The organism is Paraburkholderia caffeinilytica (assembly GCF_051027425.1).
In the GTDB taxonomy this organism is placed as follows: domain Bacteria; phylum Pseudomonadota; class Gammaproteobacteria; order Burkholderiales; family Burkholderiaceae; genus Paraburkholderia; species Paraburkholderia caffeinilytica_A.
In genome coordinates this window covers 514,188-537,425 of the sequence record NZ_CP186553.1, presented here as the reverse complement: position 1 = coordinate 537,425, position 23,238 = coordinate 514,188, and the positions used below count along the sequence as shown (strand labels likewise).

The following is a 23,238-nucleotide window of genomic DNA, read 5'->3' as shown; positions in this document are numbered from 1 at the left end:
TCTTATGAATCGTAGGCAAGCGTTGCTCACCTGCGCGTACGCCGGCCTGACCTGCGCGTCCGGACGGGCTTTCGCCGAGAGGCGTGCGCCGCGCGTGGTGTTCCTCAACCCTGGCGAAGCGGTGCAACGCGGTACGGGACAGCATTGGCAACTGGTCTCCCGATTCATGGCGATGGCGGCGCAGACCTTCGATATGCAACTGGAAGTGCTGTACGCGGAACGCGACCATCTGCTGATGCAGCGCCAGGCCGAAGAGGTTGCACGACGCACCGACGCGCCGGACTACGTCGTCATCGTCAACGAAAAAATGGCCGCGCAGCAGATGCTCAGAACACTGGCGCGCTCGCCGGCCAAGGTCCTGCTCATCCACAACGATCTGACGCCTGAGCAGCGTCACGCGGTCGGCAATGAACGGGAAATGATTTCGAACTGGATCGGCACGGTGACGGCAAACGCCGAGCGCGCCGGGTACCGGCTGATGCAGTTTCTATATCAACAACTGGGGCATAACTCGGCGCAGGTGATCGGCATTACGGGAGACCCCAGTACGCCGGTCTCGCTGGAGCGCGCGGCAGGTGTCGACGATTTCCTGTTTCATGCTTCGAATGCGCACACCTGCCAACTGGTCTTCAGCGACTGGAGCTATGCCGACAGCGATCAAAAAGCACGCGTGCTGCTCGCCCGGTATCCGGATGCCAATGTGATCTGGGCCGCCAACGACGCGATGGCGCTCGGAGCACTGGACGCCGTCCGGGCGCGCAATGCGCGCGTTCTGGTGGGGGGCATGGGCGCGCTGCAGGAGGCACTGGCCAGGGTGGCCGACGGCGGTCTGGCCGCCATGATGGCAGGCGACTATTTCATCGGCGCATGGGCGATGGTCCTGTTGCACGATCACAATCAGGGCAACGACTTTGCCGCGAACGGCGGCCTGCGTCAGAAGCTCGACTTTCTGACCGTGATCCACCGCGAGAACGCCGCCCGTTACGCCGATCTTGTTTTCCGGAGCGGAGCGATACTCGACTTTGGCCAGTACTCGAAAGCCCGATCTCCACGCCCCGGTCCCTACGACTTCAATCTGCAATATCTTCTGGACACTGCGTCCAGGGTTTCATGATGCGTCTGTCCCCACGGCTTACGCTACGCTCGCCCAGTTTGCACACCAAGCTGATGCTCGCGCTCGTCGTACTTGTCGCGATCGTCGCCGGCACCTCGGCGTATGTGCTGGTCGCGCACGAGCGGCAGCGCCGGCTCACCGAACTGGAAGAGCGCGCTACCCGGATCGCCGACCTGTTCAGCCGATCGCTCGCTCAACCGTTGTGGAACATCGATCTTGGCGCAATCAACGGCCAGCTTGCCGCGCTTGCACCGAATCCCGAAGTGGCCCAATTCACAGTCACGGCAGTGGGCTACGGTACGGTGTCCACCGCGGGGAAAACCGTTCAGCCGAGCCCGGGCGACAGCGTAGTGCGTGTCAGGGCGATTGAATACACCCCACCCGGCGATGCACCGAGGGAAAAGATCGGCGAGGTTCGTGTCGTCCTCACGAAGGCGGTGGCAGAACAGGCGATCAACGACGGCCGACGGGCCATTCTCGCCATGATCGCGGCCGTCGTCGCCGTGCTCTACGCCGCGACCTTCCTGCTGCTCAAGCGCATGGTGCGCGGCCCGATCAACCGCCTTGAGGAGATGGTCGACCGGATTGCGAGCGGCGACCTTCATGCGCGCTGCACGGTTGAATCCGGCGATGAGTTGGGCCGGCTCGGCTTGCGCGTCAATGTCATGGCCGACCGCCTCCAGGAATCCACGGTGAGTCTGCGCGCAAGTGAACGGAAATACCGCAGCATCGTCGAGAATGCCCTCGAGGGTATCTTCCTGCTCGATCGGAACGGGCAACTGGATGAAGCCAATCCGGCAATGGCACAACTGCTCGGCTATCGCGACGTGTCCGATCTTATCGGTGCCGCGGCGAGCGCCGCCCACAAACCACCGTTCTCGTCAGAGCAGATTGCAACCCTGTTCGACATTCTGCGCATGCAGGGCGAGGTCGTGGGACTCGAACTGCAGTTACAGCGTCTCGACGGCATACCGATCTGGGTTCAACTGAATGCACGTGGCGCGACAGACGACGATGGCAGCGTGAGGGGACTTGAAGGCCTGCTGACCGACATGACGGCCCGCAAGCATGCCGTGGAAAGCCTGCGACGCCATCGCGACCAGCTCGAACTGGAAGTCGCGGTGCGCAAACGCGCCGAACTGGAACTGCTGGCGTCGCGCGAACAGTTGCAGCAGTTGTCCGCGCATCTGGAAGCCATTCGCGAGGAGGAAAGGAAGCACATCGCGATGGAAGTTCACGACGAGCTCGGCCAGTTGCTGACCGCGTTGAAAATGGACCTGTCGTTGCTGAGAATGCAACTGACGGCGGGTTCCGCCGCCATGCAAAAAGCCGAGCAGATGCGCGATCTGGTTGAGCAAACCATCAAGATCGTGCGCAACGTGGCCAGTCACCTTCGGCCGGTCGCACTGAATTTCGGCCTCGCCTCCGCGCTGGAATGGCTCGCGGAGGATTTCACCCGCCACACTCACATTCCGTGCCACTTCAATGTCACGGGTCCCGAACCGACTTTCTCGGATTTCCGTGCGACAGCGCTATTCCGTATCGTGCAGGAGTCGCTGACCAACGTGGCCCGTCATGCCGGTGCATCGCGCGTCGATGTGACGCTCGCCAACACCGAAGCGGGCGTCGAGTTGACCATCGGCGACGACGGCAAAGGCTTTGATATGGTTACCGCACGGGCCGGATACTCATACGGCCTGCAAGGCATGGCCGAGCGCGCGAGGCTGATCGATGCAAAGCTGCTCATCGAGAGCGCGCCCAATTCTGGCTCTGTCGTGCGTCTTTTCGTTCGCGATGACGCCGTTAATCAGCAGCCCGTAGCGTGAAATGCCACGGTCAGTAGCACTGGACGATCTTCCGAACCTCTGCGGGAGAAACCGCCAGCCGTTGGAGTCTCACCGTCGCCTCGTCCACTTCGCCCAGTTCAAGCAACGCCGCGATCACCAGCAATTCGCCGAGAACGCCGCCGCCGTTGAGAATAGCCATCCGGATGAAATCGGAAACGGGCAGCTCGTCGACGAAGCTGTGCAGTTCCATGTGATACGCAACGTGTAGCAGCGACAGCATGCCCGTCAGATAGGCTGCCGCCGCCAGCGAGCGCGATCCGTCCGGCATCGCGTCGATGGTCTCTTCCATGAAATGCGCCCGTCGTTGCGCAAGCAGCACGAGCGGATCATCTTCGACTGGAAACCCTTCCCGGCCGACGTAAAGCAGAAGTCCGCACCAATGCAAAAGCCGGCGGCTACCGGCTATCGAGAGCGCCTGCTTGAGCGATGAAATGCGCTCCGTTTTGCCGCTATGCTGCTCGCTGCTGTTTGCAAGCCGTAACAGTTGGGCAACCAGCATTGGCGTCTCTTTTAGCGCTCGCGCAATACTTCCCAGGGGCGCGTCGCTGCCGACCAGGTCGAACACGTGAAGAATCGCCTTGACCGGCGGCATCGCGCGCTTGCCTGAAAGAATCTGCGGTTTGGCGAAATAATAGCCCTGCAGCAGATCGCAACCCAATTGCCGGGCATGCTCCGCGTCCTCTGCATTTTCGACTTTCTCGGCAAGCACGACCTTGCCCGCACGCTTGAACTGACTGACCAGCTCCGGTAACGCCGCACGGTCAACAAACGGCCAGTCGATCTTGACGATGTCGACGGCAGGAAGAAACCATCGGATCTCGTCAGTCATGCTCCTGACGTCGTCCAGCGCGATCTGGAAACCCGCTCCTCGCAACTCGCTGCACCGTCGCGAGAGGTCCGATGTCAGCTCGACAGACTCCAGAATCTCCAGAACGAAACGTGACGCCGGCAGCACATACGGGTAGTCCGAAAACAGAAAATCACGTGGGCAGTTCAGGAAGCAGGCCTTGTTCCCGGCAAGCCGCTCGAGACCGATCGAGCCCACGGCGCGTTCAATCACCGCCGTCGTACAGCGCAGTTCGTCCCCGATCCGCGCTCCCCCGGCGGGACCGTCCCTGAAAAGAAGCTCGTATGCGACAACGCGGCCAGCCCGATCCATGATGGGTTGACGTGCCACAAATACGTCGGCATCGCTCGATGCGACGGCCTCACCTGAAACGCTGTTCACGACCACCTCTGGCTGGAAAGCCTAACAATAGATACGACGACGCACTGAGGATCGAACCTCGACACGCGATTGTCAACGATTCCAGCGTTCCTGTCCGAAGGACTCGTGCGGCCGAACCTGGTCCGATGGCAAACATCCGTAGTCGACCCGCAACCGCCGCTCAGACTACCATCTTCGAAACGACTGTTTTCAAGCAGCAACTGCTGCCCGTCCCAGATCGATATGCACGATCAGAGGTCGTGCGTGCGCGGGATGACAACCGCCTGGCCATGCAGTTTGCCGTCCGCGTCGAGAAGCTGCCACAGTGTGGCTTCGTCGATCATGAAGCGCTGGCCCGACTTGGTGACACGCACGCCCCGGTAGCCCGCCTCGTAGCCGAGCCGCTGTACGCGTGCAAGGAATTGCTGCCGCTCCTCGCGATTCGGGGCCTCGGCCGAGAGTCGGGACGGCAACCGAATGATTTCGTCCCAGCTATATCCGAAGCGGCGCTGCGCGGCCTTGTTACCGTAAATGAAGAGCGGGTCGGCATCGGTGTTGTGCGCGAGTACCGCGAATGGGGCACGCTCATAGAGCCACTCGGCAGCTTCGGCCACGGGCATAGCCTGCTGCACCAGAGGCCGGCCAAGTAGCCGGGCATAGCTGTCGGCAAGGAGCTGATAGAAAGCCGGATCGCGGTGAAGTGGGATCATCTGGGACATTTCGACGGAGATCGTGGGATCTGTGCGACGGTGAAGGCGTTCACGATACAGCATCGGCGGTGAAGGTTTCCAGTTGTGAATGCAACTGTGTTGGCAAGAGCAGGAACACTGTGCATGTCAAACGAAGGGCTTCGCCTTCAGAATGATTAATCGATGTATTGAAGCTGTATTGAACCCGAAAGCTTGTCGACGCACGGTGGAGCGCCATCAGGAAGTAACAGCGCATCTATCGATGCGACGCGACGGGATACCCGACGAGCATCGTCGCTCACTTCGCTGAGGAAATTCTCATGGATCGTCCGCAGGCAGTTCCCACGCAGCAGGTATTCAACGACCGCGTGATCGTCACCGAGTGGCGATTCGCACCTGGCGCCGAGACCGGCTGGCATGTTCATGGGCATGATTATGTCGTGGTACCGCAGACGGACGGCCAGCTTCTCCTCGAGACGGCGCAAGGCAACCGGGAATCGCAATTGCACGCCGGGCGCAGTTACGCTGGGTTGAAGGGCGTGGAGCACAACGTCGTCAACGCGAGCGGTCACGAGGTAGTATTTATCGAGGTGGAGATTCGCTGAAGCAGCGCGGTATAGCATCCACCCCAGCCCAAAAATATCAGGAGAAACAGATTCATGAGTGATCAGCCGTTCGGACGCTCCCGCCGCGATTTCATGCGTATTGCCGTTACAGCAGGCACCACCGCAGCGCTACCGTGGATGCAGGACGCCCACGCGCAGTCACCCGCCAGCTCCGCAACCACGGCGCCCACCGCAGGACATTCGGCAAAAGGCACGCAGTTGATCCTGCTCGGCACCAAGGGCGGCCCGACGCCGTCCGACCTGCGCGCGGCGCCGGCGAACGTGCTGGTAGTCGACGGTCAGCCCTACGTGGTCGATTGCGGCAATGGCGTCGCGCTGCAATTGACCAAAGCGGGCATCAAGCTGCCGGGCATCCGTGACATCTTCCTGACCCACCATCATTCGGATCACAACGCCGACCTCGGCAACCTCGTGTTCCTCGCCTGGGCCACCGGCCTGCACACGCCCGTCAATCTGTACGGACCGCCGCGCATGACAAAGATGATCGACGACTTTGTCGACATGAACGCGATCGACCTCGACGTGCGGATGCGCGAAGAAGGCCGCCCGCCGTTCCGGCCACTGATCAACATCCATGAATTCGACGGCCCGCGCCTCGTGATGGAAGACGACCGCGTACGCGTCACCGCGACTCTGGTCGACCATTACACGATCAAGCCGGCCTTCGCTTACCGTTTCGAAACGAAGGATCGCACCGTCGTCTTCTCCGGCGACACGACTTACTACCCGGCGCTGGCCGAGTTTGCGAAAGGCGCTGACGTGCTGGTGCATGAAGTGATGTACCTGCCCGCGCTCGAAAAGCTGATGAAGACCGTCGACAACGCGCCGACCCTCCTCGATCACCTCATGAAGAGCCACACCAGCACGGAGCAGGTCGGCAAGATCGCCGCGGCGGCGGGTGTCAAGACGCTGGTGCTGAGCCATTTCGTGCCGGGCGGCGATCCCGCGATTACCGACGAGATGTGGGCCGCCGATGCACGCAAGCATTTCGACGGGCAGATTATCGTCGGCAAAGACCTGCAGGTTATCTGAGTGTCAGGACACGCCACCATGCAATCCGCCGCGATTCCCCTGACGTTGCTGACGGGCTTTCTCGGTTCGGGCAAGACCACGTTGCTCAATCGCCTGCTGCCGCAACCGGCGCTGGGGCGTTGTGCGGTGGTGATCAATGAACTGGGCGCGATCGGTCTCGATCATCTGTTCGTCAGCACCTCGCGCGACGAAACCATCGCGCTGCTGGAAAACGGCTGCCTGTGTTGCGGCGTGCGCGACGAACTGGCTGCGACCGTGGCCGATCTGCTGGAGCGCCGTACGCGCGGCGAGATTCCCGCCTTCGAGCGGATTCTGATCGAGACCACGGGGCTTGCGCGGCCTGGTCCGGTGATCTCGTTGCTGCTGGGTGACCCGGCGCTTGAAGGCCGTGTGCAACTCGACGGTATCGTGACGACCGTGGATGCGAAACACGGCGCCGCGCAGCTTGCACGGCACGAGGAATCGCGTCAGCAGGTGGCTGTCGCGGACCGGCTGCTGCTGACCAAAGCTGAACTCGTCGATGCACCCGCGCTTGCCGAACTCGAGGCGTCGCTTGAGGCGTTGAATCCGGGTGCACCGCGCATCTCGGTGCGTAACGGCGAGATCGACGCACAACAGCTGCTCGACATCCTGACACCGCGCGCCTTGCGCCCCTGGTTGCGCGCCGAACCTGCGCCGCGCAAATTGCTGATGCGTGGCGCGACGGCGTCACGCGCGGGCCATCCGGACATCGACAGTTTCTGCCTGGCTTACTCGCAGCCATTGCCGATGCAGGCATTCGAAACCGCGCTGACGGTACTGCTCGGCTATCACGGCGAGCACATCTTACGGGTTAAGGGGATCGGCAATTTCATCGGCGAATCGCGGCCGGTTGTGTTCCACGGCGTGCAGCAGTTGCTGCACGAACCGTTGCGTCTTGAAGCGTGGCCTGATGAGGATCATTCGACGCGGCTTGTGTTTATTGTGCAGGGCCTCGACAGGTTGGTGATCGAGGAGACGATTGCGCATTTTCTGCGCGAAGCCGGGGTGGAGGAAGTGGCGGGAGGGGGTGCGGTAAATGAACGCCAGGTCTCGAATCAACCGCTACTATCGAGAGGTTGATTGACGACGATCGCGCCGGATCGAACCCTACTCTGCTCCGACGCCGGTCTGGCGCTGCGTTCACATTGATCCAAATTGCCTCGGCAGTGCAGTGAAAAGCTGTGGTGCGGCAGCGCACATCACGTTGAGAGGGAGCGCGATAATTGGAGCCCAACTTGGGGCTAACCCTCTTTATTCTCAATCCGAAAGCTGAACACTACTTACGAGTTATTACAGGTCACCTCCATCCGTCTGCAATTTATGAAGTACCTGCATCGCCATCTGTGCCGATTCGAGAGGAACAAAAATATGATCGTGGTACGCGCCCGCCACCACGTTACAGCTGATGCCGGCATCACCCAATGCACTGGCAAATGCCGCGGTCAACCCCACCGCATCCAGGGCTGAATTCACGGTCAACGTAATCCAGGCGCATTTGAACAACGCCTTCAAACCGCTGGTCGCCGCATCCGCCTCACTCGTAATGACCGACAACCCCTCCGGCTCCCGGATGGATGCAACGATGACAGCCGGGTCAATGGCATAACCGTCCTCGACCGAAGCAAACACAAACACGCCCGGGTTAAGCACCGGCTCCAACGTTTTTAACAACACCGAAAGATCGGAAACTGGGGACATTTAATCTCCTGTTCAGTAACGCCCTAGGTCATTCAGGCTTCGTCGCGTCTGGAGGGACCGGATGACGTAGTAACGAGCCTGTCCGTCCCCAAAACTTCAGGCTAGCAGGAAATGTGTTTAATCGAAATGGTACGTAAGGGTGCTAGTGGTGCGCGCCGCCTGCTCGTTGCATTTGAAGCGGCTGTTCGGCATCAAGCCAGGCATTCTGGTTGCCGTAATCAAGACATCGGGGCCGGTTGCACCGGTAACTATGCCGGGCAGACCCTGTCTTGGAGTCGATCATGACCTATATTTGCGTCGCGGGTAAGGCCATCCGCAGCCTTTGCCTCTTTCTCTTTTCCAGCGCCGTGTTTCTGCTATGGGTATCGCTCGCTGCGGGGGCTGGGTTCGTCCTGCTCCATCTGCCCGATGTATGGGCGGCGCACAGCGACGACGAAAATACTCGCTATGCCGTCATGTCCGTCACCGCGTATGCGCTGCTTGTCGGCGTGCTGTTCCTCGTCTTCACCGCGGGTTCCATCGCGCGGTTAGCCGGTGCGGTAATAGCCGCACGAACGGCGGTTCGACACCTTCGCGAGATGCGCGCTGCCCGGCGCGCACAAGATGATCCCGTCTCCTCCGTTGCGCTGCATCCGGTTCAAAACACGCTTTGACGCCGGATGCTTCGTGCTGCCCACTCGCAGCCCCCTGCCTCTCAATGCGACGAGACGAACTTTGACTCTGGAAAGGCTGGAGGCAGCGCGAAGCTCTCGCGAAGGCGTTTTGTCTCGGCAGCGGGCGTCAGGCCAAAGAGCCGCTTGAATTCCCGATTGAATTGAGAGGAGCTGGCATAGCCGACGGCATGACACGCCGCCTCAGCAGTCATACCCTGACGCATCATCAGCAAGCGAGCCTGATGCAATCGGGTAGATTTCACGTACTGCATCGGCGACGTACTCGTGACGGCCTTGAAGTGGCTATGGAACGTAGGAACGCTCATCCCGGCCTGGTTTGCCAGGCCTGGAAGATCTAGCGGCTCTGCATAGGTCGCATGGATACGCTCCAACGCTTTCCCGATCTTTCCAAATTGCCCTTGCATCGCTAAAGCCGCACGCATTGCGTTGCCTTGTGCGCCGGTAAGAACGCGGAAATACAATTCGCGCACCAGTCCCGGACCAAGGATTGCGGCGTCAAGCGGCCGGCTCATCGCCTCCAGAAAGCGCAGTACAGACGCTCGCATCGACGCATCCATTGGACTCGACATCATGGTCTGCGGCACCTCGCCCGACGACGGCAAACCAAGACGGTCTATCTGAATCATGAGCTCGGCCGCAACCTGAAAGTCCAGATGCAGGTACAGGGCCAGCAGCGGACACTCGGGCGTCGCATCGGTCTCCATCGTGAAGGGGACCGGCACCGCAACAGCCAGATAGTGCTGCTCGTCATACACATAAACCTGATCACCAAAAAATCCCCGCTTTGTACCCTGGCAGACGATCACGATGCCGGGATCGTATAGCACCGGCGTGCGAGACAGCGCCCGGTCCGAGCGCAGGATACGCACGTCGCGCAACGCAGTCAGGTTGTAGCCTTCCTGCGGAGCCAGCGCAGTAATCAAGGAGACCATCCGGCGCTGTTCCCGTGTGCGGGCAGAGGAAACACTTGGGTCATTGCCTTTCGCGTGGTTCACTTTGCTCATAGAAATAGGCAATAAAGACAGAAAATTGGGTCTGATTTGAAGGGGTTATTCAGAATAACATTCAACCCTTCAAACCAGCCCAGGAGTGTTTTCATGCCATCAATCAAAACCATGCTAATCACGGGCGTCAGTAGCGGCTTCGGACGCGCACTGGCAGAAGAAGCGCTCGCTGCAGGGTATCGGGTCGTCGGCACAGTACGAAGCGAGCAGGCAAAACAGACGTTCGAGGCGCTGAACTCAGCTCGTGCGTTCGGTCGCGTACTCGACGTTACCGACTTTGAATCTGTCGAACATGTCGTGGCCGGAATTGAAGCAAGCGTCGGGCCGCTGGACGTGCTGGTCAATAACGCCGGTTACGGTCACGAGGGCATCATGGAAGAGTCGCCGCTTGCTGAAATGCGCCGGCAATTCGACGTGAACGTGTTCGGTGCGGTTGCCGTCATGAAGGGCGTGCTGCCGTATATGCGCGAGCGGCGACGCGGACATATTCTCAACATCACCTCGATGGGCGGCTTTATCACCATGCCGGGAATCGCCTACTACTGCGGCAGTAAATTCGCACTAGAGGGAATCTCCGAGGTCCTCGGCAAAGAAGTCAAACCGTTCGGCATCCACGTGACCGCAGTAGCACCTGGATCTTTTCGCACTGAGTGGGCCGGTCGTTCGATGGTTCGAACGCCGCGCTCGATCCCGGACTACGATTCCCTGTTCGATCCAATCAGAAAAGGACGGGAAGAGAAAAGCGGCAGGCAGCTCGGAGATCCGGTGAAAGCTGCGCGTGCCATGTTGTCCGTTATCGGGAGCGACGAACCGCCATCGCATCTTCTGCTCGGAAGTGATGCGCTCGGTTTGGTCCGGGAAAAGCTATCGACACTCAGTGCGGAATTTGACGCGTGGGAAGCTGTTACCCGCTCGACGGATGGGTGAGTGCGAACGCTGTGAAGCAGCTCATTAGCAATAGACCGAGTCGGACGAGCAAGAGATATCCGAAGAGGATATCTCCTTGCGAAGCTCCACGGAAGCTTCAGATTCATTACGGGTATAGCGTCCACGTAATGCAGACCATAAATAAGTTTTACTTTCCGATTCTTCCTCACGCCGCCATTGTGTGAGCCAGGCAACCAGCCTATAGCCACAATTCATGCGCTGCACAACCGCATTCATGGGAAATGTGGCTATCTCTTCAGACAACCATTTCTTAAGATTCCTTAAGAAATGGTTCGTTGATCGTCATTGTTCACGAGTGAGACAGGTTTCAGCATTCAGGCCGATCCATGGACGACGATCAAGCCAATAAACAGAAAGGAGACGAATCGATGGAAAAGCGCATGATGACCTTGATGTTGGTCGCGGTAACAGCATTGGCCGGCTGCGGAGGTGGAGATAACGTCAGCGGACCGACACCGCCAAAGCTACTGACTAACATCGCTGTTCCCAATGCTTCGAGCCCGGCATTCAGTTTCGATATCGGCTACGTCGAGGCCGGCCAGTACTTTCTCGCCGACCGCAATAACAAGGCAGTCGATGTCGTGAACACCAAATCGAACACGTTGATCGCACAGATTCCGGGGCCATTCATCGGCGCAGGCGCCACGACAGACGAGTCCGGACCCGATGGAATTGTAGGGATTACCGGCACGAACACGATCTATGTCGGCGACGTCGACTCAGTGAAGGTAATCGATACCGCTGCACAAAAGACGGTCAACACGATCGTCATCAGTAACTCCGGATCGCGCGTCGACGAGGGTTGCTACGATCCTGACGACCATCTTGTGATGTTCGCAAGCCCCGGAGACACGCCCCCGTTCGTCACGCTGATTTCCACGCTCACACAAACGGCGGTGGCGAAGCTTCCTTTCAACGGTTCGTCGGGACTCGAAGCATGCACATATGATCATGCCTCGAAGAGCTTTTTGATCAACAATGACGGGACTTCTGCCAATCCCGATGGCGAGCTCGACGTCATCACCGCCAGTTCCGCGGCGGCGGGAAGTCCTTCTGTCAGCAAGTCGTTTCCGTTAGGGAAGTGCGGACCGGCGGGGATCGTGCTCGGCCCGAATAACGACGTGCTCATTGGATGCGATCCGCCGGCCGGTGACCCGCTCATCACGCTGATCCTCGATCGCACGAGCGGCGCAATTCAAGCCAGCCTGCCATTTGGCGGGGTGGACCAGGTCAGTTACGATCCGGCCTCCAACCGCTATTTCCTGCCGGCCCGGCACTACGTCACGAGCGGTACCGCTGCGGCTTCAGGGTTCAGCCCGCAAATGGGCGTAATCGACGGCGCGTCAAGGCAATTGCTCTTCAAGATTCCGGTGGGTACAGGGGCGCATTCTGTCGCCATCGACAGCACGCTCGGGCAAGTGTATGTGCCGTTTCAGTCCGGCGCGGCAGGATTCCCCAACGGGGGCATCTCCGTGTTCTCGACCCACTAATCTTTCCGATGTGGGTCAGAGGTTGGATGAGCGTACCCACCAACGCAGCCGTTCACTCGTGAGTACGCTCTGCAACGCATAAAGCGGTAGGGTCAAACTCTCTGATGAACGAAACATACGATCAGGGCGTCCAGCGATAAACGGTGATGCTGGACCCCTTGACGTTGTTCTTCGTGACCACGTACTCGCCCGTCGATCGATGGTATGCCCTGATGCCGTACATCGAATCGATGGCGCTGCTGGCGTCCACAGTACTGGGACTGGTGTTGACGAGCGTGGTGTCGAGGTTGCCTGTAGCGAGATTGAAGGCGTCGATGTTCGGCAAAGCTTGCCCGCTGCCGAACCAGTAGCCGACGAAGAGATAGTTGCCGGCAGCGTCTATCGACTTGGCGCCGGCATGCGTAAGCTTGATCACCGGATTGGGCGCCGTGGTGTTGCCCGCGCTCCAGCCGTGATACACCTCGATCCGCGTGCCTATCGACGTCCAGTCCGTACTCCCGACTATGCCCTGCGCGAGAATCATGGTGTCGCTGTCCGCGAGGTAGACGATGCGTGTCAACGGCTGAATGCTCGCGGGAATGCGGATGGGGACACCGGGTCCCCATGTTGGCTTGCCGCTGGCGTCGAAGCCGGTCAGCGGGTAGTGGTAGATATAACCCGTCTTGTCCAGCCCGGCCCACACGCCCCCTTTGCTGTCGATGCAGAATCCGTCTCTGACCAGCGCGGCCGTCTTGAACGCTGCACCGGGAAGCGTGGCATCCGGTATTGCAATGTAGCCATTCGCGGCATTGAAGTGAAAGAAGTAAAACGTATCGGGATTCTGGCTGAACGCCACGAGGATCCGGTTGGCGCCGACAGCGGCAAGTTGACTGAAGTGCTCATCCCGTGCGCGATCGTTGATATTAATGCGCGGGTCCGACGGGTAGGCGAACGGATCGACGGTGTTCGCGACGAAGGTGCCTCCGGCGGTGCCCGTGTAGATGTTGGTTCCGCCATAGAATGAAGCGCCGTCCGTGGCCGGGTCCGGGGCGGCGATGCCCTCGAAGTTGAGGGACTGAAGCGTCCACCGCAAGTTGCCGGCGCTGTTGTACGCGTGAATGTCGGTGCCGCCGTCGCGGCCGAGGTCCCAGCTGCCACCCCACGGGTTGTTGAGCACATAGAGGTTGCCTGCGGTGTCCTTGCCGATGCCCTTGACACGGGTGAAGCGCTTCGCGCCAACCTGGCCTTTGATCCCCGTCGTGGTGTCGAGATAACCGCCTTGAATGCCGAATGTACCCGCCAGCGTCGGTGTGCCCGAGAGCGTGTAGCGCTTGATGTTCATGTCGGGGCCTTCGTCCCCTGCTACGAGCTGCCCCGACGACGCATCGAAATAGAGCGCCGACGGCTGCGACCCACTGGGCATCCGGATGGTGTTCAACAAGGCGCCGGTTGGACTGAACCCGACGATCGAACCCTCACTCTTCTGTGCGACCCAGACGTTGCCTGCGCCATCCACGGCGAGCGCGCCCGGGCCCGTGATGTTGATGTCCCGCTTCCAGACGCCGTCGGTAGTGAAGATGCGGACGCGATTGCCATAGAAGTCGCTCGCATAGAGGAACGAGCCCGCGGTGGCGAGTCCGGTGACGACGTCGATCCGAGGCTGGTTGCTCACCGCACTCACCTGAATCAAAAGATCGCGAGTTTTGGTGGTGCGGTTGTACCGTCCCACCGCGCCGCTTCCGTACGTCCCGCCGGGCTGCAATGCCACGAAGATCGACGTCGCATTACCCGTGATCGCGCTGCCCTGAAATTCGCCGTGCGCGCCGATCGAGCCGAGACTCTTGCCGTTCTGGTAGATTGCGACGCCACCCTCGTACTCGTCCCACATCGATGCCGTATAGATAACGCCCTCCGGCGCGACCCACATGGAACGCGCGGTGTTACCCACGTGAGCGGCGAGGGTGCCATAGGTGTTCGCCAGCCAGTCGGTAGTGTTCTCCGCCTGACAAGCCGGCGCAATCGTGGCAATCGTAGCGATCGCCGCGGCGAGGAGCACAGCATGAATTCGTGTTTTGTCGACCATGACTGATGCGCTCCTGAATGTTGTGTCATTCACGTGAATGGTCGGCCAGCCAGATTTCCTGAACGCCGCGATCGGTGACCCACGTATGAACATAGGCAACTCGCTGCGCCTTTACAAGTCGCAACGTCGATCTAATTTAGCCCCTTGTTTTTCTCGATCGATGTCATTCGTTGAAGGGCGCGCCGCTCACTCAATTTGCCCGACACGGGTTCGACTTTGTCGGTACTTTCTACTCGCTTCCTAACAAATTGCGCAGCATGCGTTTTGGGTCCATCAGAAAGGAGCGCATCACCTGATAGTGCTCAGTTTCTTCGTATGCCACTTGCGACACGCCATCCGCGTCAAACTGATATATCGTTGCTTCGGGATAGGCCATCAGGATGGGCGAGTGCGTGGCGATGAGAAACTGCGAATCATCGACGGCGAGATCGTGGATTCTCGCGAGAGCCGCCAGTTGACGCTGCGGTGACAGAGCAGCCTCGGGCTCATCAAGCAGATAGAGTCCTTTGCCGCCGAACCTGTTCATCAGGAGCGCCATAAACGACTCTCCATGAGATTGTTCATGCAGGGAACGGCCGCCATAGGAGCCGATGATTGGCGCCCCAAGCCCGGGCTCCTCATCGAGATGTTCGATCTCAGTGGCGACGTTGAAGAAACTTTCTGCTCTAAGGAAAAATCCATCTTTAGGGCGTTTCACGCCCTTGGCTATCCGCAGATATCCCGCAAGGTTCGAATGCGAGGTTCGCGTTCCGAAGTTGAAATTCTTTGTCCCGCCCTCCGGGTTGAACCCCATCGAAACCGCGATTGCCTCCAGCAGCGTTGATTTGCCCGAGCCGTTTTCACCGATCAGGAATGTCACCTTGGGATGCGGGACTAGCGAGTCGAATGTTCGAACCGCAGGCAAAGAAAAGGGATAGCGATCGAAAGACTCGACTTTCTCCCGCAGAAGGGAAATCCGACTGATGTATTGAGTAGAAATCATTGCGATCGCACCGGGAGGGTTGATCGCATTTTAGATCACGTGGCGGAACGCGAAAGGCGACGGCGACGCGGTCGCGTCCAACGAGACGCGCGAGTTGGGCGCTAGTGGAAAGCCTATCGTATCGTCGACGCCGTCACGTCCCCGCCAGAGAGATCAGACTCTAACTGCGATTAAGCAGATTCCGTTTGGCGCTGCGGCGCGTTTGCCAGCGGCCCGTCTCCGGGTCGATCTTCGATGCGATTCCAAAAAGACCCAGAATTGCGACCGGCGCCACAACCAGAAAGACACTTAGCATGGCCTTTCCCCCGACTCACATTTGTGACGAGCTCTTGCAGAGGCAATCGCCTCTTCGCGCGAGCACCACTTATTGGTTGTTCGCTTTTGAGGGCGCTTGCACTCTCTTGATTTCAACTACGGCTTGCTGGGCATCCGGCGGAAGACCTTGGGCATCCAGATTCGTTTTGAGCGAAAGAGCCTGTGCCTTCTGTCCCTGCTGGACGTCGGCCTCAAGTTCGGCAATCCGGCGCGCGTACCAGTTAGTCACGCATGCCTTGTCCGTGCAATGGCGTTGCCGCCACACCCATTGGTTGATGCGGTCGGCCTCGAGCGCATCGCGGTCCAGCGCGAGATCTTTGGCGTGAATGTAGAGTGCCGCGAGCTTGTCGTCGAGCGACGATAGTTCCGGATCCTGGCAGATCAGCTTTTCAGAGCTGGATTGGTCATGACGGCACGGGAAACTGGCAGCTTGTGCATACCCGGCGGCGGACAGCGCAAGTACGGCCACGACTGAACCTGCCACTCGTGTCGCGCAGCGAGAAAAGTTAGGGCGATGACGTCTGACTCTTAGTGAAAACATGAAAGATCCCCGATCAAATTTTTGGTCAAAAAATATTATGGAATACAGAGTACTTAAGAACCGAGAGAAGCTAATGACACGTTGTCATGCAGACGACTCCTCAAACGCCAGACACCGTGCCGAAACCATGCCCGAAACAAAAGTCTGGTTGGTGCAACCCGGCGATGGTTATCGTGGATAGTGAGATCGATCGTTGCATCCTGTTCAAAGCGCTTGAGTCGGCGCCACCAGGCTCAAGTCAGAATCGAGCTTATCATTGCCACAATCCGGATATACGGTTTGTAATTTAGCGGAAGAATAACGTAAATTACGGTGTCAGGACGTCCATGGACGATCAACCCGCTATCGTTTTACTCTCGACCCGTTTCTACCTATCGCGCTCCCCTCATCCGACCGTCGCCATTGCCATCGCGTGCTTACCGCACGTTCATTTTGAAGAACTCAAGTGCGCTTGCATTAAGCTCTTTGTGAAAGGCAACGCGATCGAATCCGTTTGCATCGGTACAGATCTCGGGCGCAGCATTTTTTAATTGCGGGGAGCATGGAGCGAGAAACGCGAAATGCGCTGAACCTGGGACGAGGTGAAATTCAGGACGATTGGGAAGTGCATTGGCAAGAGCAGGAATGGTTTCAGGCAGCACGCCATCACCGCCGAACTGAGAAGCCCAAAGCTGGATCGGTGCTTTCACGTTTTTCAAACTGCGGGGCGTTGGAAATACGTTGAAAGGATCCGCTAATACATAAGCTTTGATCCGTGCGTCATGAGTTAGCGGCTCCTTGGGGACCTCTTTGCGCCGGACCTGTTCGCAAATTGGAAATTTCGGATCCGGGCATGGGACATTCAGAAAATCCGGGGTACCGCCGGCCAGCACGAGCCCCGTGTAGCCGCCGCGCGAAAAACCAAAGAAGCCTATCCGTTCCGGGTCAATTCTGGTCGCGTCTGGCGCACGCGTCAGCATGTAATCTATCAAACGTTTTATGTCGGTCGGACGCTCGACGAACTCGGACATCTCGAACGCGCGGTGTCACGATCAATTACTTGGTGATACATCCGGGCAATTACTTTTCGATACAGAGCGGCTGAGTAGCCTGCACATCCTACTCTTACAAGACGTATCACGAAATAATCGCCCAGCCCGTCCGACGAACAACCGCTTCGCCTACCGGGAAAAGATGCGCACACGTATTGTCGCCCAACATTAGACACGAATACAAAACGACATTTCATGTGGATAATGCGTCGGAGCATACCTAGCAAACACCCACCAGACGAGCCGGATCCGCGTAATGTCCCCGGGCTAACCCGTCGGCGGATTGGATAGAGCCTTCTGAAGGCAAGTCAATGCCGAGCGCCCGCGTCAAAGTGATCTGTGGCCATTCTCTTTTTTCGCAAGGCTGCTCTTGACGTTGTGTTGCTTGAATTTATCCGGCGCCCTGTTGAGATATGGCCGGGATTCGTAAAAAATCCACCCCATCTCGACTTAAATTACTGATTGACATGAGGAATTGGCTGTTGAATCTCACGGGGTGAGATCGGAGAAGATCCGGCTAGTCGTTGGACCGATATAGTCTACTCGCAGGCGCCTCGCGAGACCTTCGTGTTCGGTCCTCTGAGTGCCGCGCTTAATCGTCCTGGTGTTGTAAGCCAGATATCATGCGGCAGCCACCGCTCCAGGGTGCGTAGAATGGACATCGTATCCAAGTCGATTTCCGTCAGGACATTCTTCCAGTGTCCGATCACGCGCTGAACACTCGCGGCTGGCTGCGTCTCCTTCCAGACGCTCAGGAACCGGTCATACCCGATCAGATCGGCGCGCTGCACGCAGTACGCAGTGACCACGTAAGTGACATCAATATCGCCCAGGACGTCGGGGACCTGTGCCGCTGTATTCCGCTGGATATTTCGCAGTACCTCTATCAAGTGGGGCAGTCCCAGCGGATCGACGCGCCAGAGGTGTAGAATAACCTCCCGGCCGCTCCCCGATTCGACCACGAGCACGTCCTGGTTAACTTCGCCCTGCAGTCCGACCCGCGTGATCCTGGCTTTCTGCCAAGGGTACAGGCTGCGCTTCTGGGCGAAGAGAAAGCGAGCTCCTCCATAAGTGCCTGCCCGGCACCGGCAAGCGCTATCTCGAGGTCTGGCGCGACAGTATCCCCGACCATCGCCAGTTGCACATCACGCTGCATGATGTCGTGAAACAGGCCGATATTCCACGCGAGGCAGCAGATCTGCACGATCTTACTGCGTTCGGCCACATCCTCGACATACAGTAACCGAAAGATACGAAGCACGCACCTGTCGTGTAGTGCTTCCTGTGCGGCCCGTCGTCGGCATGGCAGGTCTGGGTCATACTGGGGCAGTCCGCAGTCTGTTTGCGTGCTGGATCGGCTTCACCTTCGCTGTTTCCCGTAAAGAGGTCGGGGCGGGATCATAAAAAACCCGTCGCATCCCGGCCTAAGCTGCCGACTCGAAAGAGAATTCAATCGATGGATCGAGCGGCGAGACGTTGCGCAGCAGATCCAGCAGATAATCGCCGAACCGATTGATATGTTCATGCCGGTAAGGCGACGACACCATGAGCACATCCGCGTCGACCGGAAGGCCGTTCGCCTGCAGTTCCTTCAGCTTGCTCGACATCCACTGCACGTTGTAGAGAATCACCATGTTCGCGACGAGGCGGTTGTACTTGATCACCTTGCGTTGCTCGTGCCGGACGTTTTCCGCAATGACGCCTTCGCGGCCGAACATCAACCACTGCGCGAAGTCGCTGAACTGCTCGCCCTTGTTGGTTGCCGCTTGGATTGTACGACGCAGCTCCGGATCATTGAGGTACTTCAGCAGGAACAGCGTGCGAACCACACGTCCCAACTCCCGGAACGCGAAGTAGAGCTTGTTCTTCGTGATTTCCGAGCCGAGGCGGCGCAGGATTGCCGACGGCGTCATCTTGCCGGTCTTGATCGACACCGCGACGCGTATCATGTCTGCATAGTGCCGCCCGATCAGATCCCTGTCAATCGACCGACGGCAAAGACGGTCGATGTGTTTGTACTCGCGACGCTTGTCCGCCTTGTACAGCACGAGGTCCTTGATGTTGCGCATACGCGGCATCAAACTGATGCCGAGCACGTACGCGAGGCCGAACACCGGACCGCTTTGCGCATGCGTATCGCCATGGATCGTGTCGGGCTTGATGTCTACGCCATTGCGGATCAGTCCATCGAGAATATAGACGGCCTCGTGAACGCCACGTGGAATGAAATGGCTGAACAGTGCAATGTACATGTCGGACACGTGGAAGTAACCGATACTGCCGTATCCGCCGTAGCGAATGTGGAATTCGGACAGCAGGTTCTGCTCAAACAGGCTCCATTTGGTGCCGTCGGCCGACGCGCGCTTGCCACTGCCCCAGAATTTCGGTAACGCGAACCTGTTGTACGCGTTGATGACCTTCACGATAGCCTTGTCGAGCCGCTCCTCGGTCACTTGCTTCAGATCCAGCGACGCGACCTGCTTGCGACTGAGCCCCTTCACCGAGCGCGCCGTCTGGCTCGGGCCGAGATTGCAGCCGTAGCAGAACAGTGTCGTGATGAAACGCTTGCGAGGATCGTCGATCTTCGCGTCAAACCCGGAGAACGGACCAAACAGTTTATGCAAGTCGAGCCACTGCTCGGTTTCGGTGAGCAGATCCAGGATGCTAAGCTGCGGCATGGTGGCCTTGATAGCCTGATCGATCAGCGTGCGGTTCGGTGGCTCAGGCTCCTTGCCCGGCTTGTGGATGACGAGTTCTTCGTTGACGAACTCGATACTGTCATTCGACGGGAAGTTCGCATCGACCTCATCCAGTGCTGCGCCCAACTTCTCCTTCTCCTCTTTCACCTGGACCTTGCCGCGCAGGGGCAAGCCCACCATTTCGCTGTACCGCGGCAATTCGCGCTGGAGTTCCTCGTCACTGACCTGATGCACGCGATAGTCGTCAAAGCGGGCGCTGTCCTCCACAAAGAGGTCAACGGAATTGAGTTCGCGCATGATCTGGCTAAAGACCGCCAGATCGAAGAACCGGCGGTGCAGCATCCATCTGCCCCGACCGTGCGGGAACACCGCGCGCTCCCATTTTTCCGGAAACCAGTCCAAGGGCAACATGGCGAGATCATTCTCCGTGAGCAGCAGATATTCGCGTTACGCGTTGCGGAAACCTTGCTGCCACGCGAGCGCGATCAGCACCGCGCGGTCCTGCGAACTCGATTGCAGCGGCAGCAAGTCCAGGCACTGGAACAACAGTGAGCGCTGGCTGCGGTACGGCACGAGCATGAACGGCAGATCGAATTTTCCGGCATAGGCGATGTGCTCGTCGCACTGCGTGAGCGTAGCAGCCGGGTCGCCCAGCGACTCACGCATTTTCGGCACCCGGTCGCGCTCCCGCACGCTCTCGTCCTGGAGAATCTGCAGCATATCCCGGAACTGGCCGACCAGGCTCTCCAGAATGCCGGCGTGTTCTAGCTGGTATTCTTGCTGCCGGGTCTTTGCGTAAGACTCGAACTTGCGCACCGCCTTGATGAAGACCTCGGCGAAGTCATCCAGCGCCTTTTGCAATTGCGCCTGAATGAACAGCACCGCCAGCGTATGACGCTTCGCGGCCCTGAGCGCCCGCGCTTCCCTGACCAGTTGCGCCCGTTTGCCCCCAGACAGGATCTCTGGCGGCGCAGGCAGGTCTTCCGCGAGTTTCCTGATTGCGTTGAGATGCCTGAGGAAGCTGGCTATCGCCCGCGCGGCGGGTTTCTTCGGTTCCTGTTTCAACTGGTCCCAGCCGGACTTGCCGATCCTGCCGACGAGTAACGAGTCAAACCGCCCGATGTGTGACGCGTCGAGCGCGCCGGTTATGACAGCGTAGATCGCTTCGTTGTGCGCCTGCGTGACGATGCGCTGTAGCGTCGCGAGCGGCGGCAGTTCGTACCGGCGGCGGACCAGTTCTCCTCGATCAGCACGTTGACATGTCGGGCAGTTCGATTTTTGTCCGGGGCTCTGTCGACGCGAGTTCAGCAAGCCATGCCGATTCGTTCGTATCGAACGTCCGGATGTCAAGCTTGGCACGCAATCCATTCTGGTGACGGCTCCGGGTGCCGGAGGCGTCATATCGTGCGATGGCCGCCCGGGACAGCGAGCGGGCCCGCATCCCGGTCTGGACGTGATCGATGATGGCAGGTGCCACATCCACGAGCATCGGGAAGTGGCCCAGACGCTGAAGGAGCTTCAACTGCACCATGATCAGCACGGCCGTCGATTCCTGCCGGGATTGCCGACGCACGAAACGGATTTCGACGGCCTTCGGGGTAAATGCCGCTTTCAGTTGCGCCACGCCCGGCTCGGCAGGCAGCACCGGATAGATTGTCTCGTGGACGATGCTCATGCCGACTGCCGTCGCGTAAAGATCCGCTCGATCTGGCGGGAACTCTGGACTTCATCGTCGTTCAGATAGACCGACGTCGTCGCGATCGAGGTATGGCGCAGGTTGTCGCGTACAGTGGTCAGCGTCGCACCGTTGGCCAGTGCCTGTGTGGCGTGCGAGTGTCACATCCAGTGCGGCGTGGCACGCCGCAACTTGTCGGCCAGCGCCGGGCGATCTGCCTGGATCGATGCGGCCGCGCTCAGGAAGAGCCGGTATCGCGGCGGCATAATGGACGGCGAACCATCGAGACTGCCGATTAGCGGCGTATCCATCTGCCAGCGCGCCGGGGTGACCGACAGCCCGCGCTGCGCGAGATACCGATCGAGCGCATATCGCGCCAACGCCGGCAAGGCGACCTTGCTCGGTTTGGCCCTCTTGCCGGTCAGATGTAGCCAGCGCTCGCCGCGTGCGCCGGTTTCGATACCGCCAGGGTGACGCCACAACCAGTTCGCTCGCGCACAGGCCCGTAGCATAGCCAAAATCGAGCAGGAAGCGCATGCGCCAGGTCGCATCAGCCCACCCGTGCGACCACTCCAGCCCATCAGCAAAGCTGCGCACCCGTTCCCACTCGGTGGCCGTAAGCGCGCGGGACACGTCCAGACGCGCTGGCTGCCCCGTACTTTCACGCCGCTGAACGGGTCGGTCAGGAGATAGCGCTGCTGGATCAGCCAGCGGAACATCGCGCCGCACACGGACAGCGCATAGGCGATCAAGCGAGGCGGAAGTTCGCCTGTGAAGGGACGCCATTCGGGAGAAGCACGCGGGCGTGGAGGGGCGATCCAGTGCTGCCGCGGCGAGCGACGCCTCAGAAATGCGCGATACGTCGTTGCATCCTCCGGCCCCAGTGAGGACAGCGCCTTGCCGCGCTCAAGATTCGCCCTCAGCAGCAGGCGTCCCACCTCGCGGCGATAGGCCCATTATGTTTCGACGGATTCGTGCAGGGCCAGTCAGGCGTTGACGGCATCGTAATCGTTGCCTGCCTGAAGCGCGCACAGATGACGAGGTGCGCGAAATGCACCGTGCGAACCGTCAACTTCATGTGCCAACCGGGTCGTCTCCCACGGCACCACAGGCTGAGGCAAGTTGCGGACGACCAGCGCGCTCGGTCAGTGCCGGGTGGTGCGCGAAGAACGCCTCGATGCGTCGGGCACTGCGTTTGCCCAGACCAGGAATGGCGTTCCACCAGCGTGTGCGGCGCGGCACCCGCACGGTCAGATTGGCCAGCGTCGCAATGCCCCGGGCGTGCAGCACAGTTGTAACGCGCGACGCAAACCATGTCTCAACAGCGTCGCTGATCTGCGGTCGCGGTACCGGCACGGTACGCAGCAGTTCTAGGGCACGCGTCATGGCCCGCAGATACCGGCTGCGCTCCTTCGCCTCGCACCGGAACAGGAGAGCCAGATCCTCGCGATGACGGCTGCGGGCAAAGGCGGCCAACTGCCGACGAATCTGGGCCTAACACGCCGCGTGCAGAGCGCCCTCCCGCCAGGGCATGCGGGCAGTACCGCTCCGTCCCACACGGACGAGGCTGCTGCGTTGCGTGC

The 23,238-nt window shown here is 59.4% G+C and carries 17 protein-coding genes and 2 pseudogenes; 9 read left to right on the top strand and 10 right to left on the bottom strand.

Annotated features, from left to right (window positions below):
- Window positions 1-4: 4 nt before the first annotated feature.
- Together ACOSV0_RS22960 and ACOSV0_RS22955 are read left to right on the top strand one after the other, a co-directional pair.
- Window positions 5-1,114, top strand: a complete 1,110-nt coding sequence (locus ACOSV0_RS22960; RefSeq protein WP_434113894.1) for an ABC transporter substrate-binding protein — start codon at window positions 5-7, stop codon at window positions 1,112-1,114.
- Window positions 1,111-2,940, top strand: coding sequence for a PAS domain S-box protein (locus tag ACOSV0_RS22955; protein ID WP_434113891.1), 1,830 nt, complete (start codon window positions 1,111-1,113; stop codon window positions 2,938-2,940). Before ACOSV0_RS22960 ends, ACOSV0_RS22955 begins: the two co-directional genes overlap by 4 nt.
- Before the next feature lie 10 nt (window positions 2,941-2,950).
- Here ACOSV0_RS22955 and ACOSV0_RS22950 read toward each other — a convergent pair whose 3' ends face one another.
- Together ACOSV0_RS22950 and ACOSV0_RS22945 are read right to left on the bottom strand one after the other, a co-directional pair.
- Window positions 2,951-4,189 carry an EAL and HDOD domain-containing protein gene (locus tag ACOSV0_RS22950; protein WP_434113889.1) on the bottom strand — a complete coding sequence of 413 codons (1,239 nt, stop codon included), beginning with the start codon at window positions 4,187-4,189 and terminating at the stop codon, window positions 2,951-2,953.
- Window positions 4,190-4,419: 230 nt separating this feature from the next.
- Window positions 4,420-4,878 carry an MEKHLA domain-containing protein gene (locus tag ACOSV0_RS22945; protein ID WP_434113886.1) on the bottom strand — a complete coding sequence of 153 codons (459 nt, stop codon included), beginning with the start codon at window positions 4,876-4,878 and terminating at the stop codon, window positions 4,420-4,422.
- A 299-nt stretch (window positions 4,879-5,177) separates the two neighbouring features.
- On the opposite strand from ACOSV0_RS22945, the gene ACOSV0_RS22940 reads away from it, so the two are divergent.
- The 3 genes from ACOSV0_RS22940 to ACOSV0_RS22930 all read left to right on the top strand — a co-directional run bounded on the left by ACOSV0_RS22940 (window position 5,178) and on the right by ACOSV0_RS22930 (window position 7,616).
- A complete protein-coding gene (locus ACOSV0_RS22940) occupies window positions 5,178-5,462 on the top strand; it encodes a cupin domain-containing protein (RefSeq protein ID WP_434113883.1) in 285 nt (94 codons plus the stop codon).
- 93 nt (window positions 5,463-5,555) lie between these two features.
- Window positions 5,556-6,515, top strand: coding sequence for an MBL fold metallo-hydrolase (locus ACOSV0_RS22935; protein WP_434116077.1), 960 nt, complete (start codon window positions 5,556-5,558; stop codon window positions 6,513-6,515).
- 18 nt (window positions 6,516-6,533) lie between these two features.
- Entirely contained in the window at window positions 6,534-7,616 is a 1,083-nt protein-coding gene (locus ACOSV0_RS22930; protein WP_434113880.1) for a CobW family GTP-binding protein, read from the top strand.
- A 210-nt stretch (window positions 7,617-7,826) separates the two neighbouring features.
- Here the strand turns inward: ACOSV0_RS22930 and ACOSV0_RS22925 are convergent, their stop codons facing one another.
- Window positions 7,827-8,234 (bottom strand): ACT domain-containing protein, encoded by a 408-nt coding sequence (locus ACOSV0_RS22925; RefSeq protein ID WP_434113878.1) that lies wholly within the window; start codon window positions 8,232-8,234, stop codon window positions 7,827-7,829.
- Between the two features lie 269 nt (window positions 8,235-8,503).
- Between ACOSV0_RS22925 and ACOSV0_RS22920 the strand changes: the two genes are divergently transcribed.
- Window positions 8,504-8,887 carry a hypothetical protein gene (locus ACOSV0_RS22920; protein WP_434113876.1) on the top strand — a complete coding sequence of 128 codons (384 nt, stop codon included), beginning with the start codon at window positions 8,504-8,506 and terminating at the stop codon, window positions 8,885-8,887.
- A 41-nt stretch (window positions 8,888-8,928) separates the two neighbouring features.
- Here ACOSV0_RS22920 and ACOSV0_RS22915 read toward each other — a convergent pair whose 3' ends face one another.
- The gene (locus ACOSV0_RS22915) at window positions 8,929-9,840 is read right to left on the bottom strand and encodes an AraC family transcriptional regulator N-terminal domain-containing protein (protein ID WP_434116075.1); all 912 of its coding nucleotides are present in this window, start codon (window positions 9,838-9,840) and stop codon (window positions 8,929-8,931) included.
- A 165-nt stretch (window positions 9,841-10,005) separates the two neighbouring features.
- Between ACOSV0_RS22915 and ACOSV0_RS22910 the strand changes: the two genes are divergently transcribed.
- Window positions 10,006-10,839 carry an oxidoreductase gene (locus ACOSV0_RS22910; protein WP_434113873.1) on the top strand — a complete coding sequence of 278 codons (834 nt, stop codon included), beginning with the start codon at window positions 10,006-10,008 and terminating at the stop codon, window positions 10,837-10,839.
- 389 nt (window positions 10,840-11,228) lie between these two features.
- Window positions 11,229-12,350: a hypothetical protein gene (locus tag ACOSV0_RS22905; protein ID WP_434113871.1), complete on the top strand. Its 1,122-nt coding sequence runs from the start codon at window positions 11,229-11,231 to the stop codon at window positions 12,348-12,350.
- A gap of 121 nt (window positions 12,351-12,471) precedes the next feature.
- Here ACOSV0_RS22905 and ACOSV0_RS22900 read toward each other — a convergent pair whose 3' ends face one another.
- The 4 genes from ACOSV0_RS22900 to ACOSV0_RS22885 all read right to left on the bottom strand — a co-directional run bounded on the left by ACOSV0_RS22900 (window position 12,472) and on the right by ACOSV0_RS22885 (window position 17,260).
- Window positions 12,472-14,412 carry an SMP-30/gluconolactonase/LRE family protein gene (locus tag ACOSV0_RS22900; protein ID WP_434113869.1) on the bottom strand — a complete coding sequence of 647 codons (1,941 nt, stop codon included), beginning with the start codon at window positions 14,410-14,412 and terminating at the stop codon, window positions 12,472-12,474.
- A 229-nt stretch (window positions 14,413-14,641) separates the two neighbouring features.
- Window positions 14,642-15,394: an AAA family ATPase gene (locus tag ACOSV0_RS22895; protein WP_434113867.1), complete on the bottom strand. Its 753-nt coding sequence runs from the start codon at window positions 15,392-15,394 to the stop codon at window positions 14,642-14,644.
- Window positions 15,395-15,758: 364 nt separating this feature from the next.
- Complete coding sequence (locus ACOSV0_RS22890; RefSeq protein WP_434113866.1) at window positions 15,759-16,178, bottom strand: lysozyme inhibitor LprI family protein; 420 nt, start codon at window positions 16,176-16,178, stop codon at window positions 15,759-15,761.
- A 488-nt stretch (window positions 16,179-16,666) separates the two neighbouring features.
- Window positions 16,667-17,260 carry an alpha/beta hydrolase family protein gene (locus ACOSV0_RS22885; protein WP_434113863.1) on the bottom strand — a complete coding sequence of 198 codons (594 nt, stop codon included), beginning with the start codon at window positions 17,258-17,260 and terminating at the stop codon, window positions 16,667-16,669.
- A gap of 719 nt (window positions 17,261-17,979) precedes the next feature.
- On the opposite strand from ACOSV0_RS22885, the gene ACOSV0_RS22880 reads away from it, so the two are divergent.
- Window positions 17,980-18,210 carry a hypothetical protein gene (locus ACOSV0_RS22880; RefSeq protein WP_434113860.1) on the top strand — a complete coding sequence of 77 codons (231 nt, stop codon included), beginning with the start codon at window positions 17,980-17,982 and terminating at the stop codon, window positions 18,208-18,210.
- Window positions 18,211-18,705: 495 nt separating this feature from the next.
- On the opposite strand, the pseudogene ACOSV0_RS22875 reads toward ACOSV0_RS22880, so the two are convergent.
- Window positions 18,706-21,655: pseudogene (locus ACOSV0_RS22875) on the bottom strand (Tn3 family transposase).
- Window positions 21,652-23,204, bottom strand: a pseudogene (locus tag ACOSV0_RS22870) (phage integrase family protein); the annotation flags it as partial. The pseudogenes ACOSV0_RS22875 and ACOSV0_RS22870, both read right to left, overlap by 4 nt.
- Window positions 23,205-23,238: the final 34 nt, after the last annotated feature.

Coding starts and splice junctions, on each gene's coding strand:
- ACOSV0_RS22960 (WP_434113894.1), top strand. CDS start 5: ATGAATCGTAGGCAAGCGTTGCTCACCTGCGCGTACGCCGGCCTGACC.
- ACOSV0_RS22955 (WP_434113891.1), top strand. CDS start 1,111: ATGATGCGTCTGTCCCCACGGCTTACGCTACGCTCGCCCAGTTTGCAC.
- ACOSV0_RS22945 (WP_434113886.1), bottom strand. CDS start 4,878: ATGATCCCACTTCACCGCGATCCGGCTTTCTATCAGCTCCTTGCCGAC.
- ACOSV0_RS22940 (WP_434113883.1), top strand. CDS start 5,178: ATGGATCGTCCGCAGGCAGTTCCCACGCAGCAGGTATTCAACGACCGC.
- ACOSV0_RS22935 (WP_434116077.1), top strand. CDS start 5,556: ATGCGTATTGCCGTTACAGCAGGCACCACCGCAGCGCTACCGTGGATG.
- ACOSV0_RS22930 (WP_434113880.1), top strand. CDS start 6,534: ATGCAATCCGCCGCGATTCCCCTGACGTTGCTGACGGGCTTTCTCGGT.
- ACOSV0_RS22925 (WP_434113878.1), bottom strand. CDS start 8,234: ATGTCCCCAGTTTCCGATCTTTCGGTGTTGTTAAAAACGTTGGAGCCG.
- ACOSV0_RS22915 (WP_434116075.1), bottom strand. CDS start 9,840: ATGGTCTCCTTGATTACTGCGCTGGCTCCGCAGGAAGGCTACAACCTG.
- ACOSV0_RS22910 (WP_434113873.1), top strand. CDS start 10,006: ATGCCATCAATCAAAACCATGCTAATCACGGGCGTCAGTAGCGGCTTC.
- ACOSV0_RS22905 (WP_434113871.1), top strand. CDS start 11,229: ATGGAAAAGCGCATGATGACCTTGATGTTGGTCGCGGTAACAGCATTG.
- ACOSV0_RS22900 (WP_434113869.1), bottom strand. CDS start 14,412: ATGGTCGACAAAACACGAATTCATGCTGTGCTCCTCGCCGCGGCGATC.
- ACOSV0_RS22895 (WP_434113867.1), bottom strand. CDS start 15,394: ATGATTTCTACTCAATACATCAGTCGGATTTCCCTTCTGCGGGAGAAA.
- ACOSV0_RS22885 (WP_434113863.1), bottom strand. CDS start 17,260: ATGTCCGAGTTCGTCGAGCGTCCGACCGACATAAAACGTTTGATAGAT.